Here is a 20,079-nt window from a genome sequence, read left to right as displayed (position 1 = left end):
ATGCCGGCGCCCTCGCCCGGCTGGGGCGTCGACGAGATCGTCGCTCATCTGCGTGCACTTGGCAGCGACGAGAACCGTGCCGGCATGGCCCGGTTCGGCATCGTCACGGACCGCGCCTTCGGCGTCGGCAACACCGCGCTTCGGCCCCTCGCCCGCCAGTTGAAGCGCGATCACGATCGGGCGCTGACGCTCTGGGAGACCGGCTGGCGCGAAGCCCGCCTGCTTGCGGCCTTCACCGACGAGCCAAAGCGGGTGACGCGCGAACAGGCGTGCCGCTGGGCGGGCGATTTCAACTCCTGGGAGATCGTCGATACCGTCTGCGATCTCTTCGTCGAGGCCGGCCATCTCGATCTGATCCCGGTGTTTGCCGCCGACGAGCGGGAGTTCGTCCGCCGGACGGCCTTCTCGATGATGGCCTGGGCCGCCGTGCATCGGAAGTCCGAGCCGGACGCGACCTTCCTCGCCTGGCTCGACCTGATCGAGCGCCACGCGAGCGACCCGCGCAACTTCGTGCGCAAGTCCGTCAACTGGGCGCTGCGCCAGATCGGCAAACGATCCGCCGCGCTGCACGGCCCTTCGCTCGCGCTGGCGCAACGCCTGGCCGGCAGCGCCGATCGCACCATGCGCTGGATCGGCCGGGACGCCGCGCGCGAACTGTCCGACCCGAAGACGCTGGCGCAGATGGAGAAGCGGGCCGCCCGGCGCACTGCGCCCGCCGCGATCAGGCGCTGAGCCTGGCGCGCAGGGGGGCAAGCCAGGCGCGAGGGTCGAGCCTGGCCTGAACGGAGGCAGCGTTCGCGAGTGGCCCGAGCGTCTCCAGCCACGTCCTCAACAGCGCGACGTCGCGGACCTGGCGCCAGTCCTCCACGATCGCGACCGGCAATCCGCGATACAGCGGGTCGAGCGACGACGTCTTCACGATCGGAATGCAGCCGAGGCAAAGCACCTCCCATGTCCGGTGGCAGTCGAGCCCGTTGCCATGCGCCGACATCACGAAAGGATAGGAGGCATAGCGGCGCCAGATCCCGATCCGGGAAACTCTGGTCGTGGCGAGATCGACATGCGCGCAACCGGCAACCGCCGCATGCGCCTCGCGACGCGCGTCGGTGAGGGCAAGTCCGAGATCGCTGAAAACGCGCAGCGGGCGCGACTCAGCAGGCGACGCGGCGATGCCCATCTGCTTGAGCGTCACCAGGAGGCGCGGCGGTGTCGTCCATGGCACCGGGGTGTGGATGTCCAGACCGATCGGAAAGGGAAACACGTCGGGGTCGCTGCCGTCGGCGTTCTGGCTGTGCCAAGCGACCATCATCGGATGCGCCTTCAGCGCGGCAACCGTCTCGGGCCGCAGTTGCGAAGGTACCGACAAATCGCCGTCCGTCGTGATCAGGACGAACGGCTTCGTAACGCTCGGCAAGGCCGTCTTGACGAACCTGTCGAGGTCGCAGGGACGGCCATCGCGTGCCACGGTTCCGAGCCGAACCCAGACCAGCCCATGCGCACCGGCATAGGCGCGACGGAAAAACGCGTCCGTCTGGGTCGCTTCGGTCCACTCGGTGCGATAGGACCGGCTGCCGGCGACATCGCAGAAGTCGCCGATGCCCTTGGACCAGAGGATGTCCGCCGGCCTCATCCGGCGAAGGCTCAGCGCGAAGACGAGCTTTCGCAGCAAAAGCAGTCTCGACAACAGTCTGGCCAACGCCCCGTCCCCCTGACGGCCCCCGACCGGTCAGGCTCGACCGCGTCCGGTCAGCTTCCTGCACCGGCGCCGCCGTCCTTGTCGAGCACCATGTAGTCGAGCGGAAGCTGGGTTGTGTACTTGATCTGCTCCATGGCGAAGGCCGAGGACACGTCGCGGATCTCGATCTTGGCGATCAGCTTCTTGTAGAAGGCGTCGTAGGCGGCGATGTCGGGCACCACGACACGGATCAGATAGTCGACATCGCCGCTCATGCGATAGAACTCGACCACCTCCGGGAACTCCTGCACCACCTCTGAGAACCGCTTCAGCCATTCCAGGCTATGGGAACTGGTGCGGATCGAGATGAAGACGTTGACCCTGGTGTTGACCTTCTCCGGGCTCAGCACCGCCACCCGTCGCTGGATCACCCCCTCCTCCTCCAGCTTCTGGATGCGCCGCCAGCACGGCGTCGTCGACAGCCCCACCTTCTTTGCGACGTCGGCGACGGCGAGCGTGGCGTCCTCCTGCAGCAGGCGCAGGATCTTCTTGTCGAGGCGGTCCATCAGGCGGGCTCCGGAACGGTTTTGCCGAATCTAGCGGCAACAGGCGAAGCCGCAAGAAATGTTTTCTCCCACGGAGCGGCAATCGGCTGCGCGCGTGCTAACTTTTCGACTGGATACGGATGGCGATTTCGTGGCGGAGCACCGGCAGGAGCTCTGCCTCGAACCACGGATGGCGTTTCAGCCAGCCGGTGTTGCGCCACGACGGGTGCGGCAATGGCAGTTGCCGCGGGAGGCCGGTCGCCGAGAAGATCGCCCGCCAGCCGGCGACGGTCTGCGTCATCGAGGCTCCACGCGCGCCGCCGAGGTGCCAGGCCTGCGCATATTGGCCGATCGTCAGCACCAGTTCGATCTGCGGCATCGCCGCCAGCAGGGCGGCGCGCCAGGCCGGCGCGCATTCGCGCCGCGGCGGCAGGTCGGATCCCTTCGCATCGTACCCCGGAAAGCAGAAGCCCATCGGCACGATGGCGAAGTTCGAGGGATCGTAGAACGTCTCGCGCGTCACGCCGAGCCAGTCGCGCAGGCGGTCGCCGGAACGGTCGTCGAAGGGAATGCCGGTCGCGTGGACGCGCAGGCCGGGCGCCTGCCCCGCGATCAGGATCCGTGCATTGGACGACGCCACCACGACCGGCCGCGGCTCGTGCGGCAGCGGCCGCGTCCGGGGAGCGTCGCGGCAGATCCGGCAGGCGCGGATTTTCGCGACGAGATCGTCAAGTCCGGCGTCCAAGGCGCCGGTCAGGCGCCGGCGCTCGGCCGGGCCGAGACGGCGGCATACCAGCGCTTCACGTTGACGAGTTCGTCCGGCAGCGGAATGCGGGCCGGCTTCATGAAGTCGATGCCGATCATGCCGGTGATGTCGGCGATGGAAAAGGCGTCGCCCGCGACGAACGCGCGATCGGCCAGGTCAGCGTCGAGGATGCGCAGGAACTCGACGGCGCGCGGCTTGTTGGCCTCGCCCCATTCCGGGATCTGCGGCACTTCCCATTCCTTCATTGCCGGATGGATGTGGCGGAAGGCGTTGCCGACGGCGCCGAGGAAGTTCAGTTCCATGCGCCGCTGCCACATCTCCACCTGCGCCCGTCCAAGCGCGCCGGTGCCGAACAGCGGCGGCTCGGGATGCAGTTCCTCGAAATAACGGCAGATCGCAACTGATTCCGTCAGGATCGTGCCGTCGTCGAGTTCGAGCACCGGCAGGCGCTGCAGCGGATTGCGGCGCGTGATCTCGGGGTCGCGATGCCCGAGCGCCGTCATGTCGACGGGCACCAGCGGGACCTCGATGCCCTTCTCGGCCAGGAAGATGCGCACGCGACGCGGATTGGGTGCCTTGCCGCCGTCGAACAGTTTCATGATCGTCCCTCCCGGATTGCGGCAGCCGCCGAGCCCATCCAAAGGCCGCCTGAAGGGTCTCTTAACCAATCGGAAGTAATTTTCCAGCCGAACCTGTCGCTCCAACACGCAACCGGCCCGGATGGCTACCAGACGCTCCACCTCGGCGGACAAGAACATCGTGGACCGCACGAAGACGCGTCGCAATCCGGACGTGTCTCGAACCGTGCGCGAAGCGCGCGACCGGCTGGCGCAGCAGCCCGGAAATCCGGTCTTCGATCGCGAGATGCTGAAGCTGCACGCCCGTGCGCTGACGGGCGGCGCCGTGGTCGTTCCGCTGTTCACGGTGGCGGTCGCGCTCGGCGGCCTCTTCGCCGGCATGGGCATCATCGTCATCATCTGGGCGGCGACTGCCGCCGTGCTCTACGCGGGATTGGCCGCCTATGCGCACCGCGTGGGCCGCGCGGCCGGACTGGACGAAACGTCCGTCCGCATCCGCTTCCTGGCGCTGCACGCGGCGACGGGCCTGTGCTGGGCCTGGTTCGCCGGTCTCGGCTGCGAGACCTGCCAGATCGAGCAGTTCCCCATCATCAAGGCCGTCATCCTGCTGCTCGCCATCGCCGCGACCGCCATCCTCGCCTATTCGCTGCGCGGGGCGCTGCTGGCGACGTTTGCCGTGCCGGTCATGGTATACCTCTTCCTCGCGGTCCGGCTGGGTGAGCCCGTCCAGATCGTCATGGCCGGGTTGCTTGCCGCCTCGCTGCCCTTCTTCGCCTACGTGTCGTCGCACCTGCACCGTTCAACCATCATGCTCCTTTCCTTCCGCACCGAGAAGGACGGGCTGATCGCCGAACTCGAGACCGCGAACGCGATCTCGGACGAGGCCCGTCGCCGCGCCGAGGAGGCCAACCTGGCGAAGTCACGCTTTCTGGCCTCGATGAGCCACGAACTGCGAACGCCCCTCAACGCCATCCTCGGCTTCTCCGAGGTCATGGCGGACGAGGTGCTGGGGCCGATGCAGAACGCGACCTACAAGGATTATGCGCGCGACATCCACGAGTCCGGCAAGCATCTGCTCGATTTGATCAACGAGATCCTCGACATCTCGCGCATCGAGGCCGGGCGCTACCAGATCAATGCGGAGCCGATGCAGCTCGCGGACGTGGTCGAGGAATGCTGCCATCTGGTCGCGCTGCGCGCCCGCAACAAGGACATCCACGTCACGCAGGACTTCGAGCCGGATCTGCCGCCGCTGCTGGCCGACGAGCGCGCGGTGCGCCAGATCACGCTCAACCTTTTGTCCAACGCGCTGAAATTCGCTCCCTCCGGTGGGGCGGTCCGTGTCTGTGTGGGATGGACGGCCGGCGGAGGCCAGTATGTCTCGGTCAAGGACAATGGCCCGGGCATTCCGGCCGACGAGATCCCGGTCGTGCTCTCGGCCTTCGGCCAGGGCTCGATCGCCATCAAGAGCGCCGAACAGGGCACCGGGCTCGGCCTGCCGATCGTCCAGGGGCTGATCGACCTGCACGGCGGCAAGTTCGATCTCCGCTCCAAGCTGCGCGAGGGCACCGAAGCCTTCGCGATCTTCCCGGCGTCCCGGGTGCTCGAACCCGCCCGCGCGCCTGTCGTGCCCGTCAAGCTAGCCGCGGCGAGCTGAAGCCGGAGCTGCCGCCACCCGTCGGCTACTGGAGCGCGACCGGCAGCGGCTGGACATTGGCGAGACAGAGTGCCGCCGCCCGCACGCTCGCCACCGCCAGCGCCGCCGCGGCGCCTTCGGTGAGATCGACGTCGAGCGTCAGCACCGCGCGAAGACCGAGCCGCTCGGCCGCCTTCGCAAGAACCGGATCCGCCGGCTGCGCCGCCAGCCGGCAGTGATCGAGCGCGGCGGGGTTTGCAGCAAGGAGCAGGCTTGCCGCAGCAAGCGCCTGGTCGCCGTCGAGCAGAACGGGGATCGTCTGCGCCCGCGCGGCGAGGATGGCGCCGGCGATCGCCGCGATCTCCCGCCCGCCCAGTCGCCGCATCGCCTCCAGCGGATCGGCGAGGTGGCCGCGATGCGTGGCGAGCGCCTGGTCGGCCAGGGCCGCGCGTTCGCCCGCAAGCGCGTCCGCGCCGGCCGTCCAGTCGCTGGCCTTGCCTCCCGCCATCGCGGCGAGCACCGCGGCCGCGGCGATCTCGCCGCCGACGCCGACGGAACCGATGCAAAGCAGGTCCGTGCCGCCCGCCGTCGCTTCCATGCCGAAGGCCATGGTCGCCGCACAGCCGCGCTCGTCCAGCGCCGGACCGGTGCTGATGTCGCCCGTCGGCATGTCGAGGGCGAGGTCGTAGACCCTCAGCCCGACATCGTTGGCAACGCAGATCTGGTTCACCGGCATGCCGCCGGCCGCGCAGTGCTCGACGATCGCGGCGGTGGCCGAGGCCGGCCGAAGCGTCGCGCCATGCCGCGCCACGCCATGATTGCCGGCAAAGACGACGAGTTGCGGCCGGTTCACCGACGGCGGCGTGCGGCCGCTCCAGTCGGCCAGCCAGACGGCGAGGTCGCCGAGCGGGCCGAGCCCGTTGTCCGGCGCGATCCGCGCCAGGCGCCGCCGCGCGGCCGCGCCAGCCGCCTCGTCGGGTCCCGGAAGACGCGCCAGGAGCGCACGGTAGTCGTCGAAGGGCAGTCCGGTGGTCATCGCGTCATCCGTTCGAGGAGCTCGCCCGCAACGCAGGCCATTCGTGGGCGGAAATAGACCGATGCGGCGGCCACCACAACGGTTACGATCTTGTCATGAGGACGCGGGCGCCGTTCCCTTGCACGGGGGCCGGCATTCCACCATCTGAAGCCATGGCCGGAAGGACAACATGAGCGCGATCGAATCCCCCTGCATCCTCGTCTGTTCGATCGATCGGACGACCGGCTACTGCTTCGGCTGCGGCCGCACGCAGGTGGAGATCGGTCGCTGGATCGCCATGGCGCCGGCGGAGCGCCGCGCGGTGATGGCCGAACTCCCCGCCCGGCTGGAAACGGTGGAGCGCCGCCCGCGCCGCGAGACGCGGCGGACACGCATGGCGCGCGAGCGCGGAACGGCGGAGACCGACTGATGCGACTGTTCTGGATCGCCATGGTGATCATCGTCGGCGGCCTGATCCTGCTGGTGATCAACCATGACGCGGGCACGGTGATGGGCGTCCAGAGCGATGCCTTCGCCAGCATCATCCAGCTCTCTGCGTTGGCGCTGGTCATCGGGGCTGGCGTGGTCTTTTCCAGAGCGCGCCTGGGCAGCAGCCTCAAGATGGCGGCCGGCTGGCTCGTCGTCCTGCTCGTCCTCGTCGGCGGCTACCAGTACCGCTACGAACTCCAGGACGTCGCGCATCGCGTCACCGCTGGCCTCGTGCCCGGCAGCCCGCTGTCGATGACCTTCGGCGATGCCGACGCGGCCGTCCGCCTCGACATGCTCTCCAACGGCCATTTCGGCGCGAGGGCCGTCGTCGACGGCGTCCCGGTCGACTTCATCGTCGATACCGGCGCCACGTCCACCGTCCTGTCGGCCGAGGATGCGCAGCGCGTCGGCATCGATCCGCAGGCGCTGGACTACGGCATTCCCATTTCGACGGCCAACGGCGTGGCGCGGGCGGCGCGCGCGACGGTCGACGAGATCGGAGTGGGTTCGATCGTGCGCCGCCGCCTGCCGGTTCTCGTCGCCGCGCCGGGCTCGCTCGGCCAGAGCCTGCTCGGCATGAACTTCATCGGCTCGCTGTCCGGCTTCGACGTGCGCCGCGACGTCATGATCCTGCGCGACTGAGCGGGGATCAGCCGTATAGGCTCCAGAAGAATCGGGCCGACACGAAGAGCAGGAACGCGCCGAAGGCGATCTCGAGGTGCCGTTTCTTCATCGCATGCGCGAGCTTGACGCCGAAAGGCGTCACCAGAAGCGTGATCGGCAGGATCAGCGCAACCGCGATCCAGTTGACGTAGCCGGTCGAGGCCACCGGCAGTCGCGGATCGCCCCAGCCGGCCCAGATGTAGCCGATCGTCCCGGGTATCGCGATCAGCACGCCGACGCCGGCCGACGTGGCGACCGCCTGGTGCATCGGCCGCCCGAACAGCGACATGAAGGTGTTGTTCATAACGCCGCCGCCGATGCCCATCAGGGTCGACAAAAGCCCGATGACGAAGCCGATCGCCGCGCGCCAAGGGTTTCCCGGTATCTCCGTCCCCAGCCGCCAGGACTCGCGGTTGAAGGCGAGACGCAGGCCGACGGCAAGCGCGATGATGGCGAAGATCAGCCGCAGCCCGTCGCTGGAGATCGATGCGGCGATCATCGTGGCGACGAGGACGCCGAGCGGTACCGGTATCAGGAAGCTGCGCAGCAGCGCCATGTCGACGACGCCGCGGGCGTGGTGCCCCTGGAACGAACGCAGCGAGGTCGGCACGATGATGGCGAGCGACGAGGCCACCGCGACATGCATCCGCACGGCCTCGTCGACGCCGAGCGATGTCATGACCTGATAGAAGACGGGAACCAGCACGGCCCCGCCGCCGATGCCGAACACCCCTGCCAACACGCCGGACACGGCGCCTGCCACGGCGACGCCTGCGGCGAAACTGGCGATCTCGCCCATCGGCATTTCGGTCGGAAGCATGCAAGGCCCTCTCGACCGGCTGGCTAGCGGGTCAGCTCGCGGATGTAAACCGCGTCGTCTGCGGTTCGGGACAGGCGCCGCGGTCGATGGAATGGGCGCAAAACGAAACGGCCGGGCTCTGGGCCCGGCCGATGACATGTACTGGTCGCAGCGGAAGTCGGTCAGAACTCTTCCCACTCGTCGGCATCCTGCTCGACCTGCACCTTGCGGGCGGCGTTGCCGTCGGACGTATAGGAGACACTGACCGCAGGTCTCCCACCACGCGGCGCAGATGCCCCGGAGGATGCCGAGCCCTGGCCGGAGATGCGGAAGCGCCCGACCAGCGCGGCAAGCTGTTCGGCCTCGCGTGCCAGCTGGTGGCTCGCGGCCGTCGTCTCTTCCACCATGGCAGCGTTCTGCTGGGTCACCTTGTCCATCTGGTCGACGGTGGTGTTGATCTCGCCGATGCCGCTCGCCTGCTCGCGGGCCGAAGAGGCGATGTCGGAAACGATGCCGTTGACCTTGCGGACCTGCTCGGCGATGCGCGTCAGCGCCTGGCCGGTCTCGCCGACGAAGTCGACGCCGCGGTTGACCTGCTCGGTCGACGACGAAATCAGCGACTTGATCTCCTTGGCGGCTTCCGCCGAGCGCTGGGCAAGCGCACGCACTTCCTGGGCGACGACGGCGAAGCCGCGCCCCGCCTCGCCGGCCCGGGCCGCTTCGACACCCGCGTTCAGCGCCAGCAGGTTGGTCTGGAAGGCGATCTCGTCGATCACGCCGATGATCTGGCCGATGGAGCCCGACGACTTCTCGATGCCGCTCATGGCCTCGATGGCCTGGCGGACGATGTCGCCGCTGCGGTCGACCTCACTGTTGGCGCTGCGCACGGAGTCGTGCGCCTGCTGGGCGCCGGAGGACGTGCGGTTGACGGTTTCGGTGATCTCGCCGATCGCCGCGGCCGCTTCCTCCAAGCCGCTCGCCTGCTGCTGCGTGCGCAGCGACAGGTCGTCGGCGGCGCGGGAGATCTCGCCGGAGCTGCTGCGGATCGCGGCCACCGAGGCGAGGATCGCCGCGATCGTCTCGGACAGCGAGCCGACAGTCGCGTTGAAATCGTGGCGAAGCTTCTCGTAGGAGCTCGGGAAGGCCTGGTCGAGCCGCACCGTGAAGTCGCCCCGCGACAGGCTGGCCAGCCCGTTCGCGATGGTGGAGACGACCTGCGTCTGGGCCTGTTCGGATTCCGCCCGAAGCTGTTCGTTGCGCGCCCGTTCCGCCTCCAGCGCCTCGCGCTGGTCGGCGGCCTGAAGCTCGGCCTGGCGCGCCACGACGGCCTTGTGGAAGGCGTCGAGCGCATGGTTCATCTTGCCGATCTCGTCGCTGCGCTGCGCCTTCGGCGGCTGCGCCGAGAGGTCGCCCCGCGACAGTCGTTCCAGCACCCCCGTCACCTCCAGCAGAGGCTTGACGACCTGGCGGCGCGACATCACCACGATGGCGCCGCACAGGAGGATGCCGAGCGCGAGCAGCCCCAGCATGGTGTACTGGCCGATTGCCGCGCCCTCGACCGCGCCCTGCGCCTCGCGGTCCGCGGCGGCCTGGATCTTGTCGTAGGCCTCTTCCATGGCGGTCTCGAGCGTATCGAACTGCGCCTTGAAGGCCGGATACATTTCCTGCGCGCCGAAATTCGACCGTCCGGTCTCGTCGAAGATCTTCGCGGCGAGTTCCTGGTAGGCCTTCAGCGGCTCCGTGACATGGTCGAGCGCCGCGATCGCTTCCGGATCGGTTGCCAGACGTCGCGCGGTTTCGATCGACTCCGTGAAGGTGGCAGAATGTTCGAGGAACTCCTGCTTGATCTCCTTGGCGTCGAAGCCGATGCTGATGGAGGAGGCCTGGATGGCGGAGACCACGTCGCCGCGCAGCGCGTCATGCATCATATCCGCCTGCATGTGATGCCGCAGCACCTCGGCCGACTGCAGCGCACTGTTCAGTTCGCCGCCGAGATTCCTGGCGACATAGACGCCGGTTCCCGCCGTCAAGGCGCAGACAAGTCCGGACAGCGCGACGCCGCCCGTGATCTTCGTGTTCAGCGAAGCCATCGGTTCCCCTTCAAAGCCCACCCGCAAATCCGAGTCGTCCTAGGGTTGCCGATTTTCCTTAACGACTGGTTCCCGCTCCCGCAGATCGCGCAAGGTCGTCGCGGCTTCTCAACCGGCGGGGTGTCGCCGGGGCATCAGGCAGCGGCGCTGGAGGGACCTTCCGCAACGGCCGCAAAGGCTTCGCGCAGGATATCCGGACCCGCGCCGGGACGGGTCGCGTCGGTGGAGAGGATCTGCCGGTAGCGCCGCGCGCCCGGGCGACCGTGGAAGAGGCCCACCATGTGGCGCGTCACGTGTGCCAGCCGCCCGCCGGCCGCGATGTGGCGCTGCCCATAGGCGGCCATCGCTTCGACGACATCGACCAAGGTCGGATGGCCCGCCTCGCCGCCGGTCAGAAGGTCGTCCACCCCCGCCAGCAATCCGGGCGTGTGATAGGCCGCGCGGCCGAGCATCACACCATCCACGCGGCCGAGATGGGCGGCCGCTTCATCCAGCGAGTTTATTCCACCGTTCAAACCGATGAACCAGTTGGGATATCGCGCCTTCAGCCGATACACCCGATCGTAATCGAGCGGCGGGATGTCGCGGTTTTCCTTGGGGCTGAGCCCTTCCAGCCAGGCCTTGCGCGCATGGACCCACAGGGCGTCCGCGCCGCGGGCGAACACGCCGTCGGCGAGTTCGTCAAGCGCCGGTTCGATGTCCTGGTCGTCGACGCCGAGCCGGCATTTGACCGTTACCGGAATCAGGACCGCCTGCTTCATCGCGTCGACGCAGTCGGCGACGAGCGCCGGCGACTTCATCAGGCATGCGCCGAATGTGCCGGACTGGACCCTGTCGGACGGGCAACCGACGTTCAGGTTGATCTCGTCATAGCCGAACCCGGCCCCGACCCGCGCCGCCGCCGCGAGCTTTTCCGGATCGCTGCCGCCGAGCTGCAGCGCGACGGGATGCTCCGCCGGATCGAAACCCAGCAGCCGCGACCGGTCGCCATGGATCACCGCATCCGCGACCACCATCTCCGTATAGAGCAGCGCCCGCCGGCTCAGCTGCCGGTGAAGGAAGCGGCAATGCCGATCCGTCCAGTCCATCATGGGTGCGACGGCGAACACCGGTTTCAATGATTTGGCTCTATTTTCGTACAGATTCAACGGTTTAGCTCTATCCAATTGGTTCCTGTCGTGTCAGTCTTTTTCCCACAGTTGCGGCGTTTTTCAACCCGTAGTACAACAATGTCGTACCTCTCCGGGAGAATGTTGTACCCATGGGCACTATCACGGCGCGCAAGCGCAAGGACGGCTCGCACGGATATACGGCTCAGATAGTGAAAAAGCGAGGCGGGCGGATCGTTTGGCGGGAAGCCAAAACGTTCAGCAAAGAGCGTGAAGCAAAGGCTTGGGCCGCTTGGCGGGAGGCTGAACTAGACAAACCCGGCGCGATAGAGGCCCTGCAAAAGCCGGAAACCACCCTTGCGGACGCAATCGACAAGTACCTTTCCGAGCGGCGGACTATCGGCCGAACCAAGGAACAGGTTCTACGCAGCATCAAGGGCTATCCCATAGCCGCACAAGACTGCCGTACGATCCGCAGCGCCGATATCGTGGGGTTCGCTGACGACCTTCTGGCGGGCGATCGGAAGCCGCAGACAGTCGCGAACTACATCTCGCACCTGGCCGCCATATTCCGTGACGCCAAGGCAGCGTGGGGAATCGACTTGGACTACGCAGAGATGCAGGCGGCGCAACGCGTCCTCACTCGCCTTGAGAAGACGAGCAAATCTTCGAAGCGCGACAGGCGCCCTACCCTGCTCGAGCTTGACTTGCTGATGCAGCATTTTGTCGATCGGCAAGAGCGCGCTCCGCAATCAGCGCCGATGCACAAGATTGTGCCGTTCGCGATCTTTTCCACCCGCCGCATGGAAGAGATTACGCGTATCCTTTGGTCGGATCTTGATCCCGCACATAGCCGCATCCTCGTTCGTGACATGAAGCACCCCGGCCAGAAAGCCGGCAACGATGTTTGGGTGGAGCTACCAGAAGAAGCTCTTGCGATCGCGCACTCGATGGCGCGGGGACGCAAGGAGATTTTTCCGTTTAGCACTGACGCCATCGGGGCTGCGTTCACTCGTGCTTGCAAGGTGCTTGGAATAGTCGACCTGCACTTTCACGATTTGCGGCACGACGGCGTTTCCCGCTTGTTTGAGATGGCGCGCACCATCCCGCAGGCCGCTTCGGTTTCCGGTCACAGGTCTTGGTCAAGCCTGCAACGCTACACGCACATTCGCGAGACCGGCGACAAGTATGCCGGCTGGAAATGGCTGCAGATCGCCACGGCCCAACCAGGCGCGGAAAAAAGTTGAAAAAAAACCCTTGCCGCTGGGCGCGCTCGCAACCTTTATAGTGCTGTGCAACCGGCAACGCCGGAGCGAACCCCACATCTGAATGAACCCACGGAAGGACAGCTTCATGCTGACCACGAAGGATGCTGCCGCGCGCATTGGAAAATCAGTCTCGTGGCTGAACAAATCGAGGATGCGCGGCGACGGCCCTGTCTACTTGAAGAACGGCGGAAGCGTTCGATACATGCCTGAAGACCTTGACGCATGGCTCGCCGCAAACCGCCGCACCGCAGTTTATGACTTTGCCAACGACAATGGTCGGGCCGAGAGGACGGCTGCATGAGCGCCGGCCTAGTCGTTGCGAACGATAACCAACCGCACACCCATCGCACCCGCTTTACGGGGAACGACGAATGGTACACGCCGGCCCGCTATGTTGAGATGGCGCGTGAGGTCATGGGGCAAATTGACGTCGACCCGGCGTCAAACGAACACGCGCAGAAGACCGTGAAGGCAGCAACCTTCTACACCGCGGAGACTAACGGGCTCGATAAAGAATGGCACGGGCGCGTGTGGATGAATCCGCCATACAGCCGTGCACTAATTGGACGCTTCATCGGAAAACTTCTTGCGGAGTATGAGGCGGGGAGAACTACAGAGGCCATCGTTCTCACGAACAACAGCACAGACACGGCTTGGTTTCACGCCATGACGGGAGAGGCTTCTGTCTGCTTTCCTCGCGGGCGCATCCGCTTTGTGAAGCCGTGCGGTTCGCTGGGGCGAACCCCGCCGATGGGGCAGGTATTCACATATCTTGGACGGCAGCACCGGCGCTTTGAGGAGGTGTTCTCCGCTGTCGGCTTCGTGGGCACAACTCTGGCGACCAACGATAACCGGCGCGACCTCTTCCGCGCAGCCTGACCCCCACCCGCCCGGCAAGCGCCGCGGGCGGGCACCAAGCAAGACCGGCGCCAAGCCGGCGAACCCTTTACAGAAACGGGAAAACGAATTTGAAAATCCTAGCAATCCGGCCGGCGCCACCAGGCACCGGGCGAACCGTCGCGCACTTCGATTTGCAGCTAACCGACGACATCCGCATGTTCGGAATGAAGCTCGTGCAGGCCGAGGACGGGCGTTTTCTGACATACGCCCCTAGCTCGCACGGCGCGCGCGCCGCGACCTTCTCGACGCCGCTGAATGACACCATTACGCGCGCCGCGTGCGCAGCCTTTCGCGAAGGATTCGCCAGTGACCGCACTAGCCGCTAGCACCGCGGAAAGCAGGGCCGACCGCGCCGCAGAATACGCTTCGAAATGGGGTGGCATTCTGGTTGAGCAGTCGGACGGCGATTGGCTAGTAATCGGCGCAATCACAACGCGCGGCACGCCGGTCACTATCCGCTTCACAGCAAGCGGAATCGCCCGGCTGGACGTTCCGCAAGGGCCGCTTTCGAAGGAGCAGCCGCAAGCCGCGAATGACAACCTGCCGCTCGTCAACCCTTCCGACTGGCAAGGGAAGTCCGTTCCGGAACGCCGCTGGTTTGTCGAGGGGCTTATCCCCATGCGGCAGGTGACAATCCTGGCCGGCGACGGCGGCGTGGGCAAGTCCCTTCTGGCGTTGCAACTTGGCGCAGCTAGCGCGCTTGCCGTCGACACATTGGACATGCACCCGCAAGGCGGGCGCGTCGTCTACATGGGCGCCGAGGACGAGCCGGCCGAGTTCCAGCGACGGCTTGCCGATATCCTCGCGGCGCACGGACGCGACTTCGCGGACCTTGCCGACTTCCGCCTCGTACCACTTGCCGACGTTGACGCGCTGCTATCGGTTCCCGACCGGGCCGGGATAATGCGCGCGACTCCGTTGTGGGAGGCGGCGGCAACTTACTGTCGCGACTATCGCCCGTCCTTCATTGTGCTGGACACGGCCGCGGACTTGTTCGGCGGCGACGAGATCAAGCGCGCACAGGTGCGCCAGTTCATCGCCATGTTGCGGACGCTGGCAATCGAGATAGACGCCGCGATCGTCCTGCTTGCTCACCCGTCCGTTGACGGCATGCGCAGCGGCAGCGGCTCGTCGGGCAGCACGGCATGGAACAACAGCGTCCGTTCCCGGCTGTATCTCACCGCGGCCGGTGGCGACGGGGCCGACCCTGACTGCCGAATCCTGACGACCAAGAAGAACAATTACGGGAAGTCGGGCGGGGAAATCCGGCTGCGCTGGCAAGACGGCGCTTTCGTCCTGGACGACGGCAAGGCATCGCCAACGCTGTCGCTTCTAACCCGGCGGCACGACGAGATATTCCGCACGCTGCTTTCCGCTATCACCCGCACCGGCCAACGCGTCGCGCCGACGAAGGGCGTCAACTATGCGCCTTCCGTCATGGCGGAAAGACCCGAGGCGGCTGGCGTTACGAAGAAGCAGCTAGAGGGCGCCATGCACCGCCTGCTTGCCGCCGACCTCGTCCGCGTCAAGTCCGAAGGGCCGCCCTCGAAGCGGCGCCAGCGATTGGTGCTTGCCGCCGAAGACTACGGGCCGGCCGAGGACATGGAGGCGGCGTAGGCGGAGGGGTGTTCCAGCATAATTCCACCCCCCTACCACCCCCCTACCACCCCCCTGCTGCTTCCACCCCCCATACCCCCCATTGGGGTGGAAGCACCCCCCCCCGGCTGGAAGGCCGGGTTGTGCAACCACCCCTAAAGACGTCGCTACGGCGACGACGAGCAACCACCCGCCAACCCGGCAGCGAAGGAGCAACACATGCATGCAGCCCATTCCAGACCGACCGCGCGGGCCTTGAAGGCAGACGAATGTTCGCAATCGACCCTTACACCGCCACCCACCATGCCGTTCACCTGAGCGGCGGGCAGACGATTGAAACCTGGCAGCTGTGCCGTGTTGTCGGCATCGACGCGACGGGAGCGGATCCGAAGTACCTTGTCGAGATAAGAGGCTCCGACGGCAGCTTCTATATCGACCGCGCCGACCTTATCCGAAAGCCCGCCCCGACCGCGGCAGGCTGACAACCGAAGGAGCCCAAATGAGCCAAGCCAACAAAAACCTCCGGCAGGCCATGCACGGCCTTTCGACCGACTATGGCGCGCCGGCATACGAGGCAATGCAGGCCGCAGCGCGTTGGGCCGAAAAACCCTCCCCGGAAGTAGTCACCATCCTTGAGCGGCAAGGTCTAGCCGCGCTGGCCTGTGCGTGCCTCGTGGACGGCATGCCGCTGGAGGTGGCTGGCGAGTGCGGGCCGTACGCTACAGCGTCCCAGCGGCGCGCCTGGGCGGCAGGACGGCTATGCGCCGCGGCGTTCGCCATTCATGCCGCCGAGGCCATGCTCGCCGAGCAGAAGGCCGCGCACGAGCGGGAAGCGGCCTTGCAGCGGAAGGTCGACCGGCTGCTCGTCGAGAACCGGGCCGCCTGGCGCGCGTCAAAGGTGGACGTGCCGTTCAAGGAGCCGCCCCCGCGGTCGGTCGATTGGAGCGTCGCGGGCTAGGCAGGGCACGCGGACGGACCTGACCTCGGCGCAAATTTGCACCGAAGTGGCGTTTGGCCCCGGCGTTGCAAATTTGCGACGTCGGGGAGACGCGGCCCCGAGGGTATCAATTGATACCGACGGGGAATTGGGCCGGCCGCTATGCAATCGCACGCGAAGGCGAAGCACGGGCGCGCAGCAACGCGAACCTGAAGCATTCTGGATCGAGGGTATCAATTGATACCGCCGACAGTTTCGGCAAATCGCGGGACGAGGCGCGGACGCCGGATTCGGGCCGGCCATTCTTAGGAATTGGCACAACTTGTGCCAATTCTATTTCCAGTCAACTCAATCCACCGCGCAACCTGCACGGCGCGTTGCCATCGCTGAAGCCCTTCGCGCCGAGATGGGTGAGCGGCGAGGGCGACCTTCCGCTGATAATGTGCAAAATTTTGCACATTTAGACGGGCGAAAAACCCGAGAAATCGTCGCCGAAAAGGCCGGCTTCGGAAACGCGGAAATCATTGCGCTTTTCGGCGCGGCGTAGATGTTTTCACCGCCAACCGCCACATTCCGCGAATTCGTGGGGAGATAGGTAGAAGGGAAGCATCTTCCCGCCTCCCTATCACCGGATTCGTTACGCTTTTCGTCTTGGCGTATACAGGACCGCAATTTGTGCGCCCCAGATTCCCTTCCGGAAGCGGGAGGGGTAGAGGCAGCGCGTATTGCCGCGCGCCTTCCGAACCACACCATCAGTTTCCCGCGACATGCGCGGGCCGCCCGCGTTAGCCCGGATGTACGGCGACGCGGGCAACAAATCGGCGCGCGCCCCTCCTCGCGTGCTGGTTCCCGGCTGCGCCGCTGCGTCCTGCTTTGAGCCGCAGCCGGTCGAATTCGGCCGCCCTTCGGGGTGGCCTTTTTTAACGCCACCACCACGCAAAACTTAAAAATGAAAGGACGCGTCAATGCCGACCGTCGCCACCCTTACCGATGCCGTTGCGCGGCATTCCGGCCTGCCGGCGTCGCGCGTGCGGTCCGTGTCCCGTCGCCTGCAGGATGCGGGCTTACTGCCGATCTCAATGAACCGGAACGCGCCCGAGCAGATCGATATGCCCGAAGTCGTCGCGCTTGTCGTTGCGCTGCTCACGGACGCGCCGCTGCACAGCGTCGCCGCGCGGACCGAAGAGTTCTTGTCGTTCCGGCTCGACGATGACGACGGCCGGCTAATTGCCGACGAGCTTCTTGCGAAGATGTTCACCGGCCTGGCCAACCTGCAGACGGCGCCCTTGGACGACCTGGTCGTCATGACGATGCGCAGCGCCATTTCCGTTGTTAGCGGATCCCGGCCGGCGCTCGTCATCAGGGCCAGCAATACCGACAACGACCCGGTCGAATGGGCGCTAACCGCGGACGGCACAGCCTGGCGCCCGGAGCTAGCCGCGGCTTGTCAGAAGTCCATGTCGCTTGGCGGCTTCGCGCTGTTGAGGATCATTAGCGACCTTGGACTCGGCATGGAACGGCGCACGGTCCCTTTTCGCGTCGCGTCGGTCGACGGGCGTCCGCTAGCCGACTGGAAGTCCAGTGTTGAAGCCGAGCTTGCCAAGATGGAGGCCGCATAAATGTGGCCGTTCGCACGCAAGACCGCGCCCGTGGCCGCGGCGCCTGCCGTCGAGGAGAAGTCGCTGGCCGCGCCCAACGAGGAACTGCTGGCCGCGCTCGGCGCTACGATCGAGGGCACGGCGGCAGTGTCGGCAAGCGTCGCGTTGACGGTCCCGGCCGTGGCTGCCGCCGTGCGCGTTATCAGCGAAGCCGCGGCGACGCTGGACATCAAAGTCCAGCGCAAAGACGGCACGTCATGGACAGACGACGACACGCACCCGGCAAGCAACCTGCTTCGCGGCGCGGCGAACGATTGGCTTTCCGGCTACGAGTTCATTCGCGACTTAGTCGCCGAGGCACTCGTCCGGAATGAGGGCGGCTTGGCGTACGTCAACCGCGTCGACGGCAAGCCCGCCGAACTGCTGCACTACCGCGAGACCGTTATCTCGGTCGATTACGCGGACACTGGCGAGCCAACCTATCGCCTGTCGGGGCAGCCGGTCGCCATGCGCGACGTCATCCATTTGCGCGGCCCGTTCACCAAGTCGCCTTTGAACTTGGCTGCCGAAGCGATCGGCGTTGCGCACCTCATGGAAAAGCACGCGGCGAAGCTCTTCGCTAATGGTGCGCGGCCGGCGGGCGTTGTTTCCTTCCCGGTGGAATCCAAGATCGGCGAGGACGCGGTAGCCAAGATCAAGGCCGGCTGGCGCGCCGCATTTAGTGGCGCGTCGAAGGGCGGCGAGACGGCTATTCTTTACCAGGGCGGCACGTACACGCCGCTATCGTTCAACTCGGTGGACTCGCAATTCCTCGAATTGCGCAAGCTACAGATTGACGAAATCGCCCGCGCGTACCGCGTGCCGCCTTCCATGATTTACAGCATGGACCGCGTGACGTGGTCGAACGGTGAGCAGATGGGCAGGGAGTTCCTGACTTACTGCCTTGAACCGTGGCTGAAGGCACTTGAGGCGGCCCTTACGCGGGCGCTGATTGAGCCGAGCGACCGGGCGAACTTCCGCATCTGGTTTGAACGCGACGACCTTACGCGGGCCGACCTTGGCAGTCGCGCGACCGCGTATAGCAGCCTCATATCGGCGCGCGTGCTGTCGCCGAACGAAGCGCGCGCATGGGAATCCCTGCCGCCCTACGACGGCGGCGACGCATACGCCAACCCGAACACGGGCGCTAACCAGGCCGGCGCTGCGGCACCGCAACCCGCCAACGACAACCGAAATCGCGAGGCCGCATAGGTGGAGCGCTTATTCATCGAGACCAAATTCGCGACCGACGACAACGGCGCGATTGAGGGCCTTGCCTGGCCCTTCGGAACGCCCGACCGTGTCGGCGACGTCATCGAAAAGGGCGCGTTCGCCGAAGCTGTGCTGCCGCTGCCCATGTTGTTCGGGCACGACGGTAACGACCCGGTCGGCGCCTGGACGGAAGCGGTCGAGGCTGAAGACGGCTTGCGGCTTAAGGGCCGAATTCTGGTCGGCGAAGTGCGGCGGGCCGACGAGGTTCGGGCGCTGGTGAAAGCCGGCGCCGTTCGCGGCATCAGTATCGGCTTCATCACGAGGAAGTCCGGACCCCGTAAGGGCGGCGGGCGAACCATCACGAAATTGGAGCTTCTGGAGGCATCACTAGTGGCCATCCCGATGCATCCGGGCGCGCGTGTTACGAGCGCTAAATCAGCGGTGCAGGCGCTTCAGCTTGCCGCCGCTATCGACCGGACGGCGCGCGCCCTCCGGATTTCCAACTAACAGGATCCTACAACATGCATAACATCAATACCGCCCTTGTGCTCAAGGGCGAAGACGACGACGCGTCCGCAATCGTGACCAAGGCGCTTGCCGACCTGCAGGCATCCGTCGAGACGCGGATTGCCGCGGTCGAAGCCAAGGCCGCGACCGACAATGGCCTTGCTGCTCGGCTCGACAAGCTCGAGGTAAAGCTCAATCGTCCGGCCGTCGTCAAGGGCACCGACAACGAAGTCACGCCAGAACGCAAGGCCTTCAAGTCGTTCCTGCGGCTGGGCGAGCAGCGCATGCCGGGAGAGGAAGCCAAGGCGCTCGTTGTCGCGGACGACACCCGCGGTGGCTATCTCGCGCCAGCCGAGTTCCAGGCGGAAGTCATCAAGAACCTTGTAGAATTTTCGCCAGTCCGACAGGCCGCACGCGTTGGCTCAACCGCGGCCGGAAGTGTCATCCTTCCTCGGCGTACCGGCACGCCGACGGCATCCTGGGTAGGCGAAACCGAGACGCGCACCGGCACCGAGTCGGCGTACGGGCAGATTGAAATTCCGATCCACGAGGCGGCTTGCTACGTCGACGTTTCGCTTCAGCTTCTTGAGGACGCCGCGGTCAACGTCGAGGCCGAAATCGCTATGGACCTGGCCGAAGAGTTCGGCCGGCTGGAAG

23 protein-coding genes are annotated in these 20,079 nt (G+C 66.0%); 15 read left to right on the top strand and 8 right to left on the bottom strand.

Annotated features, from left to right (window positions below; translation table 11 throughout):
• On the top strand, window positions 1–732 hold the full coding sequence (locus N1F91_RS20565; RefSeq protein ID WP_289995057.1) for a DNA alkylation repair protein: 732 nt from the start codon (window positions 1–3) through the stop codon (window positions 730–732).
• On the opposite strand, the gene N1F91_RS20560 is transcribed toward N1F91_RS20565, so the two are convergent.
• From N1F91_RS20560 to N1F91_RS20545, 4 genes are all read right to left on the bottom strand, one after another.
• Window positions 722–1,696 (bottom strand): hypothetical protein, encoded by a 975-nt coding sequence (locus N1F91_RS20560; RefSeq protein ID WP_289995056.1) that lies wholly within the window; start codon window positions 1,694–1,696, stop codon window positions 722–724. The genes N1F91_RS20565 and N1F91_RS20560 overlap by 11 nt on opposite strands.
• 50 nt (window positions 1,697–1,746) lie before the next feature.
• Window positions 1,747–2,241 (bottom strand): Lrp/AsnC family transcriptional regulator, encoded by a 495-nt coding sequence (locus N1F91_RS20555; protein ID WP_289995055.1) that lies wholly within the window; start codon window positions 2,239–2,241, stop codon window positions 1,747–1,749.
• Window positions 2,242–2,338: 97 nt separating this feature from the next.
• A complete protein-coding gene (locus tag N1F91_RS20550) occupies window positions 2,339–2,965 on the bottom strand; it encodes a uracil-DNA glycosylase family protein (RefSeq protein WP_289995054.1) in 627 nt (208 codons plus the stop codon).
• 8 nt (window positions 2,966–2,973) lie between these two features.
• Window positions 2,974–3,585, bottom strand: coding sequence for a glutathione S-transferase (locus N1F91_RS20545; RefSeq protein WP_289995053.1), 612 nt, complete (start codon window positions 3,583–3,585; stop codon window positions 2,974–2,976).
• Window positions 3,586–3,706: 121 nt separating this feature from the next.
• Between N1F91_RS20545 and N1F91_RS20540 the strand changes: the two genes are divergently transcribed.
• Window positions 3,707–5,221, top strand: coding sequence for a HAMP domain-containing sensor histidine kinase (locus N1F91_RS20540; protein ID WP_289995052.1), 1,515 nt, complete (start codon window positions 3,707–3,709; stop codon window positions 5,219–5,221).
• A gap of 25 nt (window positions 5,222–5,246) precedes the next feature.
• On the opposite strand, the gene N1F91_RS20535 is transcribed toward N1F91_RS20540, so the two are convergent.
• Window positions 5,247–6,236, bottom strand: coding sequence for a nicotinate-nucleotide--dimethylbenzimidazole phosphoribosyltransferase (locus N1F91_RS20535; protein WP_289995051.1), 990 nt, complete (start codon window positions 6,234–6,236; stop codon window positions 5,247–5,249).
• Between the two features lie 169 nt (window positions 6,237–6,405).
• Between N1F91_RS20535 and N1F91_RS20530 the strand changes: the two genes are divergently transcribed.
• Entirely contained in the window at window positions 6,406–6,645 is a 240-nt protein-coding gene (locus N1F91_RS20530; RefSeq protein WP_289995048.1) for a DUF1289 domain-containing protein, read from the top strand.
• The gene (locus N1F91_RS20525) at window positions 6,645–7,346 is read left to right on the top strand and encodes a TIGR02281 family clan AA aspartic protease (RefSeq protein ID WP_289995047.1); all 702 of its coding nucleotides are present in this window, start codon (window positions 6,645–6,647) and stop codon (window positions 7,344–7,346) included. Before N1F91_RS20530 ends, N1F91_RS20525 begins: the two co-directional genes overlap by 1 nt.
• Before the next feature lie 7 nt (window positions 7,347–7,353).
• On the opposite strand, the gene N1F91_RS20520 is transcribed toward N1F91_RS20525, so the two are convergent.
• The 3 genes from N1F91_RS20520 to dusA form a co-directional block, all read right to left on the bottom strand.
• Window positions 7,354–8,187 carry a sulfite exporter TauE/SafE family protein gene (locus N1F91_RS20520; protein ID WP_289995046.1) on the bottom strand — a complete coding sequence of 278 codons (834 nt, stop codon included), beginning with the start codon at window positions 8,185–8,187 and terminating at the stop codon, window positions 7,354–7,356.
• Between the two features lie 161 nt (window positions 8,188–8,348).
• Window positions 8,349–10,256, bottom strand: coding sequence for a methyl-accepting chemotaxis protein (locus tag N1F91_RS20515; RefSeq protein ID WP_289995045.1), 1,908 nt, complete (start codon window positions 10,254–10,256; stop codon window positions 8,349–8,351).
• A 134-nt stretch (window positions 10,257–10,390) separates the two neighbouring features.
• Window positions 10,391–11,404: a tRNA dihydrouridine(20/20a) synthase DusA gene (gene dusA / locus N1F91_RS20510; RefSeq protein WP_289995044.1), complete on the bottom strand. Its 1,014-nt coding sequence runs from the start codon at window positions 11,402–11,404 to the stop codon at window positions 10,391–10,393.
• Between the two features lie 113 nt (window positions 11,405–11,517).
• Here dusA and N1F91_RS20505 point away from each other — a divergent pair, with 113 nt between their 5' ends.
• The 11 genes from N1F91_RS20505 to N1F91_RS20455 all read left to right on the top strand — a co-directional run.
• Window positions 11,518–12,612 (top strand): tyrosine-type recombinase/integrase, encoded by a 1,095-nt coding sequence (locus N1F91_RS20505; RefSeq protein WP_289995042.1) that lies wholly within the window; start codon window positions 11,518–11,520, stop codon window positions 12,610–12,612.
• 106 nt (window positions 12,613–12,718) lie between these two features.
• Window positions 12,719–12,934, top strand: coding sequence for a helix-turn-helix domain-containing protein (locus N1F91_RS20500; RefSeq protein WP_289995040.1), 216 nt, complete (start codon window positions 12,719–12,721; stop codon window positions 12,932–12,934).
• Window positions 12,931–13,512 carry a DNA N-6-adenine-methyltransferase gene (locus tag N1F91_RS20495; protein ID WP_289995038.1) on the top strand — a complete coding sequence of 194 codons (582 nt, stop codon included), beginning with the start codon at window positions 12,931–12,933 and terminating at the stop codon, window positions 13,510–13,512. The genes N1F91_RS20500 and N1F91_RS20495 overlap by 4 nt, the downstream gene beginning before the upstream one ends.
• A gap of 89 nt (window positions 13,513–13,601) precedes the next feature.
• A complete protein-coding gene (locus N1F91_RS20490) occupies window positions 13,602–13,859 on the top strand; it encodes a hypothetical protein (protein ID WP_289995037.1) in 258 nt (85 codons plus the stop codon).
• A complete protein-coding gene (locus N1F91_RS20485) occupies window positions 13,840–15,150 on the top strand; it encodes an AAA family ATPase (RefSeq protein WP_289995035.1) in 1,311 nt (436 codons plus the stop codon). The genes N1F91_RS20490 and N1F91_RS20485 overlap by 20 nt, the downstream gene beginning before the upstream one ends.
• A gap of 248 nt (window positions 15,151–15,398) precedes the next feature.
• Entirely contained in the window at window positions 15,399–15,611 is a 213-nt protein-coding gene (locus N1F91_RS20480; protein ID WP_289995031.1) for a hypothetical protein, read from the top strand.
• A gap of 17 nt (window positions 15,612–15,628) precedes the next feature.
• Window positions 15,629–16,087 carry a hypothetical protein gene (locus tag N1F91_RS20475; protein WP_289995029.1) on the top strand — a complete coding sequence of 153 codons (459 nt, stop codon included), beginning with the start codon at window positions 15,629–15,631 and terminating at the stop codon, window positions 16,085–16,087.
• 944 nt (window positions 16,088–17,031) lie between these two features.
• Window positions 17,032–17,685, top strand: a complete 654-nt coding sequence (locus N1F91_RS20470; protein ID WP_289995028.1) for a hypothetical protein — start codon at window positions 17,032–17,034, stop codon at window positions 17,683–17,685.
• Window positions 17,686–18,915 carry a phage portal protein gene (locus tag N1F91_RS20465; protein ID WP_289995025.1) on the top strand — a complete coding sequence of 410 codons (1,230 nt, stop codon included), beginning with the start codon at window positions 17,686–17,688 and terminating at the stop codon, window positions 18,913–18,915. It abuts the gene before it with no gap.
• A complete protein-coding gene (locus N1F91_RS20460) occupies window positions 18,916–19,422 on the top strand; it encodes an HK97 family phage prohead protease (RefSeq protein ID WP_289995024.1) in 507 nt (168 codons plus the stop codon).
• Window positions 19,423–19,436: 14 nt separating this feature from the next.
• Window positions 19,437–20,079 (top strand): phage major capsid protein (locus N1F91_RS20455; protein WP_289995021.1); only part of this gene is annotated, 643 nt, incomplete at its 3' end.

The organism is Aquibium sp. ELW1220 (assembly GCF_030398385.1).
Classification (GTDB): Bacteria; Pseudomonadota; Alphaproteobacteria; order Rhizobiales; family Rhizobiaceae; genus Aquibium.
Note: the sequence above shows the minus strand (reverse complement) of the source record. Positions and strands in the feature narration are given on the sequence as shown.

What these genes read in the sequence shown, in the direction of transcription:
- N1F91_RS20565 (WP_289995057.1), top strand. Translation starts at nt 1, where the DNA reads ATGCCGGCGCCCTCGCCCGGCTGGGGCGTCGACGAGATCGTCGCTCAT.
- N1F91_RS20555 (WP_289995055.1), bottom strand. Translation starts at nt 2,241, where the DNA reads ATGGACCGCCTCGACAAGAAGATCCTGCGCCTGCTGCAGGAGGACGCC.
- N1F91_RS20545 (WP_289995053.1), bottom strand. Translation starts at nt 3,585, where the DNA reads ATGAAACTGTTCGACGGCGGCAAGGCACCCAATCCGCGTCGCGTGCGC.
- N1F91_RS20540 (WP_289995052.1), top strand. Translation starts at nt 3,707, where the DNA reads ATGGCTACCAGACGCTCCACCTCGGCGGACAAGAACATCGTGGACCGC.
- N1F91_RS20535 (WP_289995051.1), bottom strand. Translation starts at nt 6,236, where the DNA reads ATGACCACCGGACTGCCCTTCGACGACTACCGTGCGCTCCTGGCGCGT.
- N1F91_RS20530 (WP_289995048.1), top strand. Translation starts at nt 6,406, where the DNA reads ATGAGCGCGATCGAATCCCCCTGCATCCTCGTCTGTTCGATCGATCGG.
- N1F91_RS20525 (WP_289995047.1), top strand. Translation starts at nt 6,645, where the DNA reads ATGCGACTGTTCTGGATCGCCATGGTGATCATCGTCGGCGGCCTGATC.
- N1F91_RS20520 (WP_289995046.1), bottom strand. Translation starts at nt 8,187, where the DNA reads ATGCTTCCGACCGAAATGCCGATGGGCGAGATCGCCAGTTTCGCCGCA.
- N1F91_RS20515 (WP_289995045.1), bottom strand. Translation starts at nt 10,256, where the DNA reads ATGGCTTCGCTGAACACGAAGATCACGGGCGGCGTCGCGCTGTCCGGA.
- N1F91_RS20505 (WP_289995042.1), top strand. Translation starts at nt 11,518, where the DNA reads ATGGGCACTATCACGGCGCGCAAGCGCAAGGACGGCTCGCACGGATAT.
- N1F91_RS20500 (WP_289995040.1), top strand. Translation starts at nt 12,719, where the DNA reads ATGCTGACCACGAAGGATGCTGCCGCGCGCATTGGAAAATCAGTCTCG.
- N1F91_RS20495 (WP_289995038.1), top strand. Translation starts at nt 12,931, where the DNA reads ATGAGCGCCGGCCTAGTCGTTGCGAACGATAACCAACCGCACACCCAT.
- N1F91_RS20480 (WP_289995031.1), top strand. Translation starts at nt 15,399, where the DNA reads ATGTTCGCAATCGACCCTTACACCGCCACCCACCATGCCGTTCACCTG.
- N1F91_RS20475 (WP_289995029.1), top strand. Translation starts at nt 15,629, where the DNA reads ATGAGCCAAGCCAACAAAAACCTCCGGCAGGCCATGCACGGCCTTTCG.
- N1F91_RS20470 (WP_289995028.1), top strand. Translation starts at nt 17,032, where the DNA reads ATGCCGACCGTCGCCACCCTTACCGATGCCGTTGCGCGGCATTCCGGC.
- N1F91_RS20465 (WP_289995025.1), top strand. Translation starts at nt 17,686, where the DNA reads ATGTGGCCGTTCGCACGCAAGACCGCGCCCGTGGCCGCGGCGCCTGCC.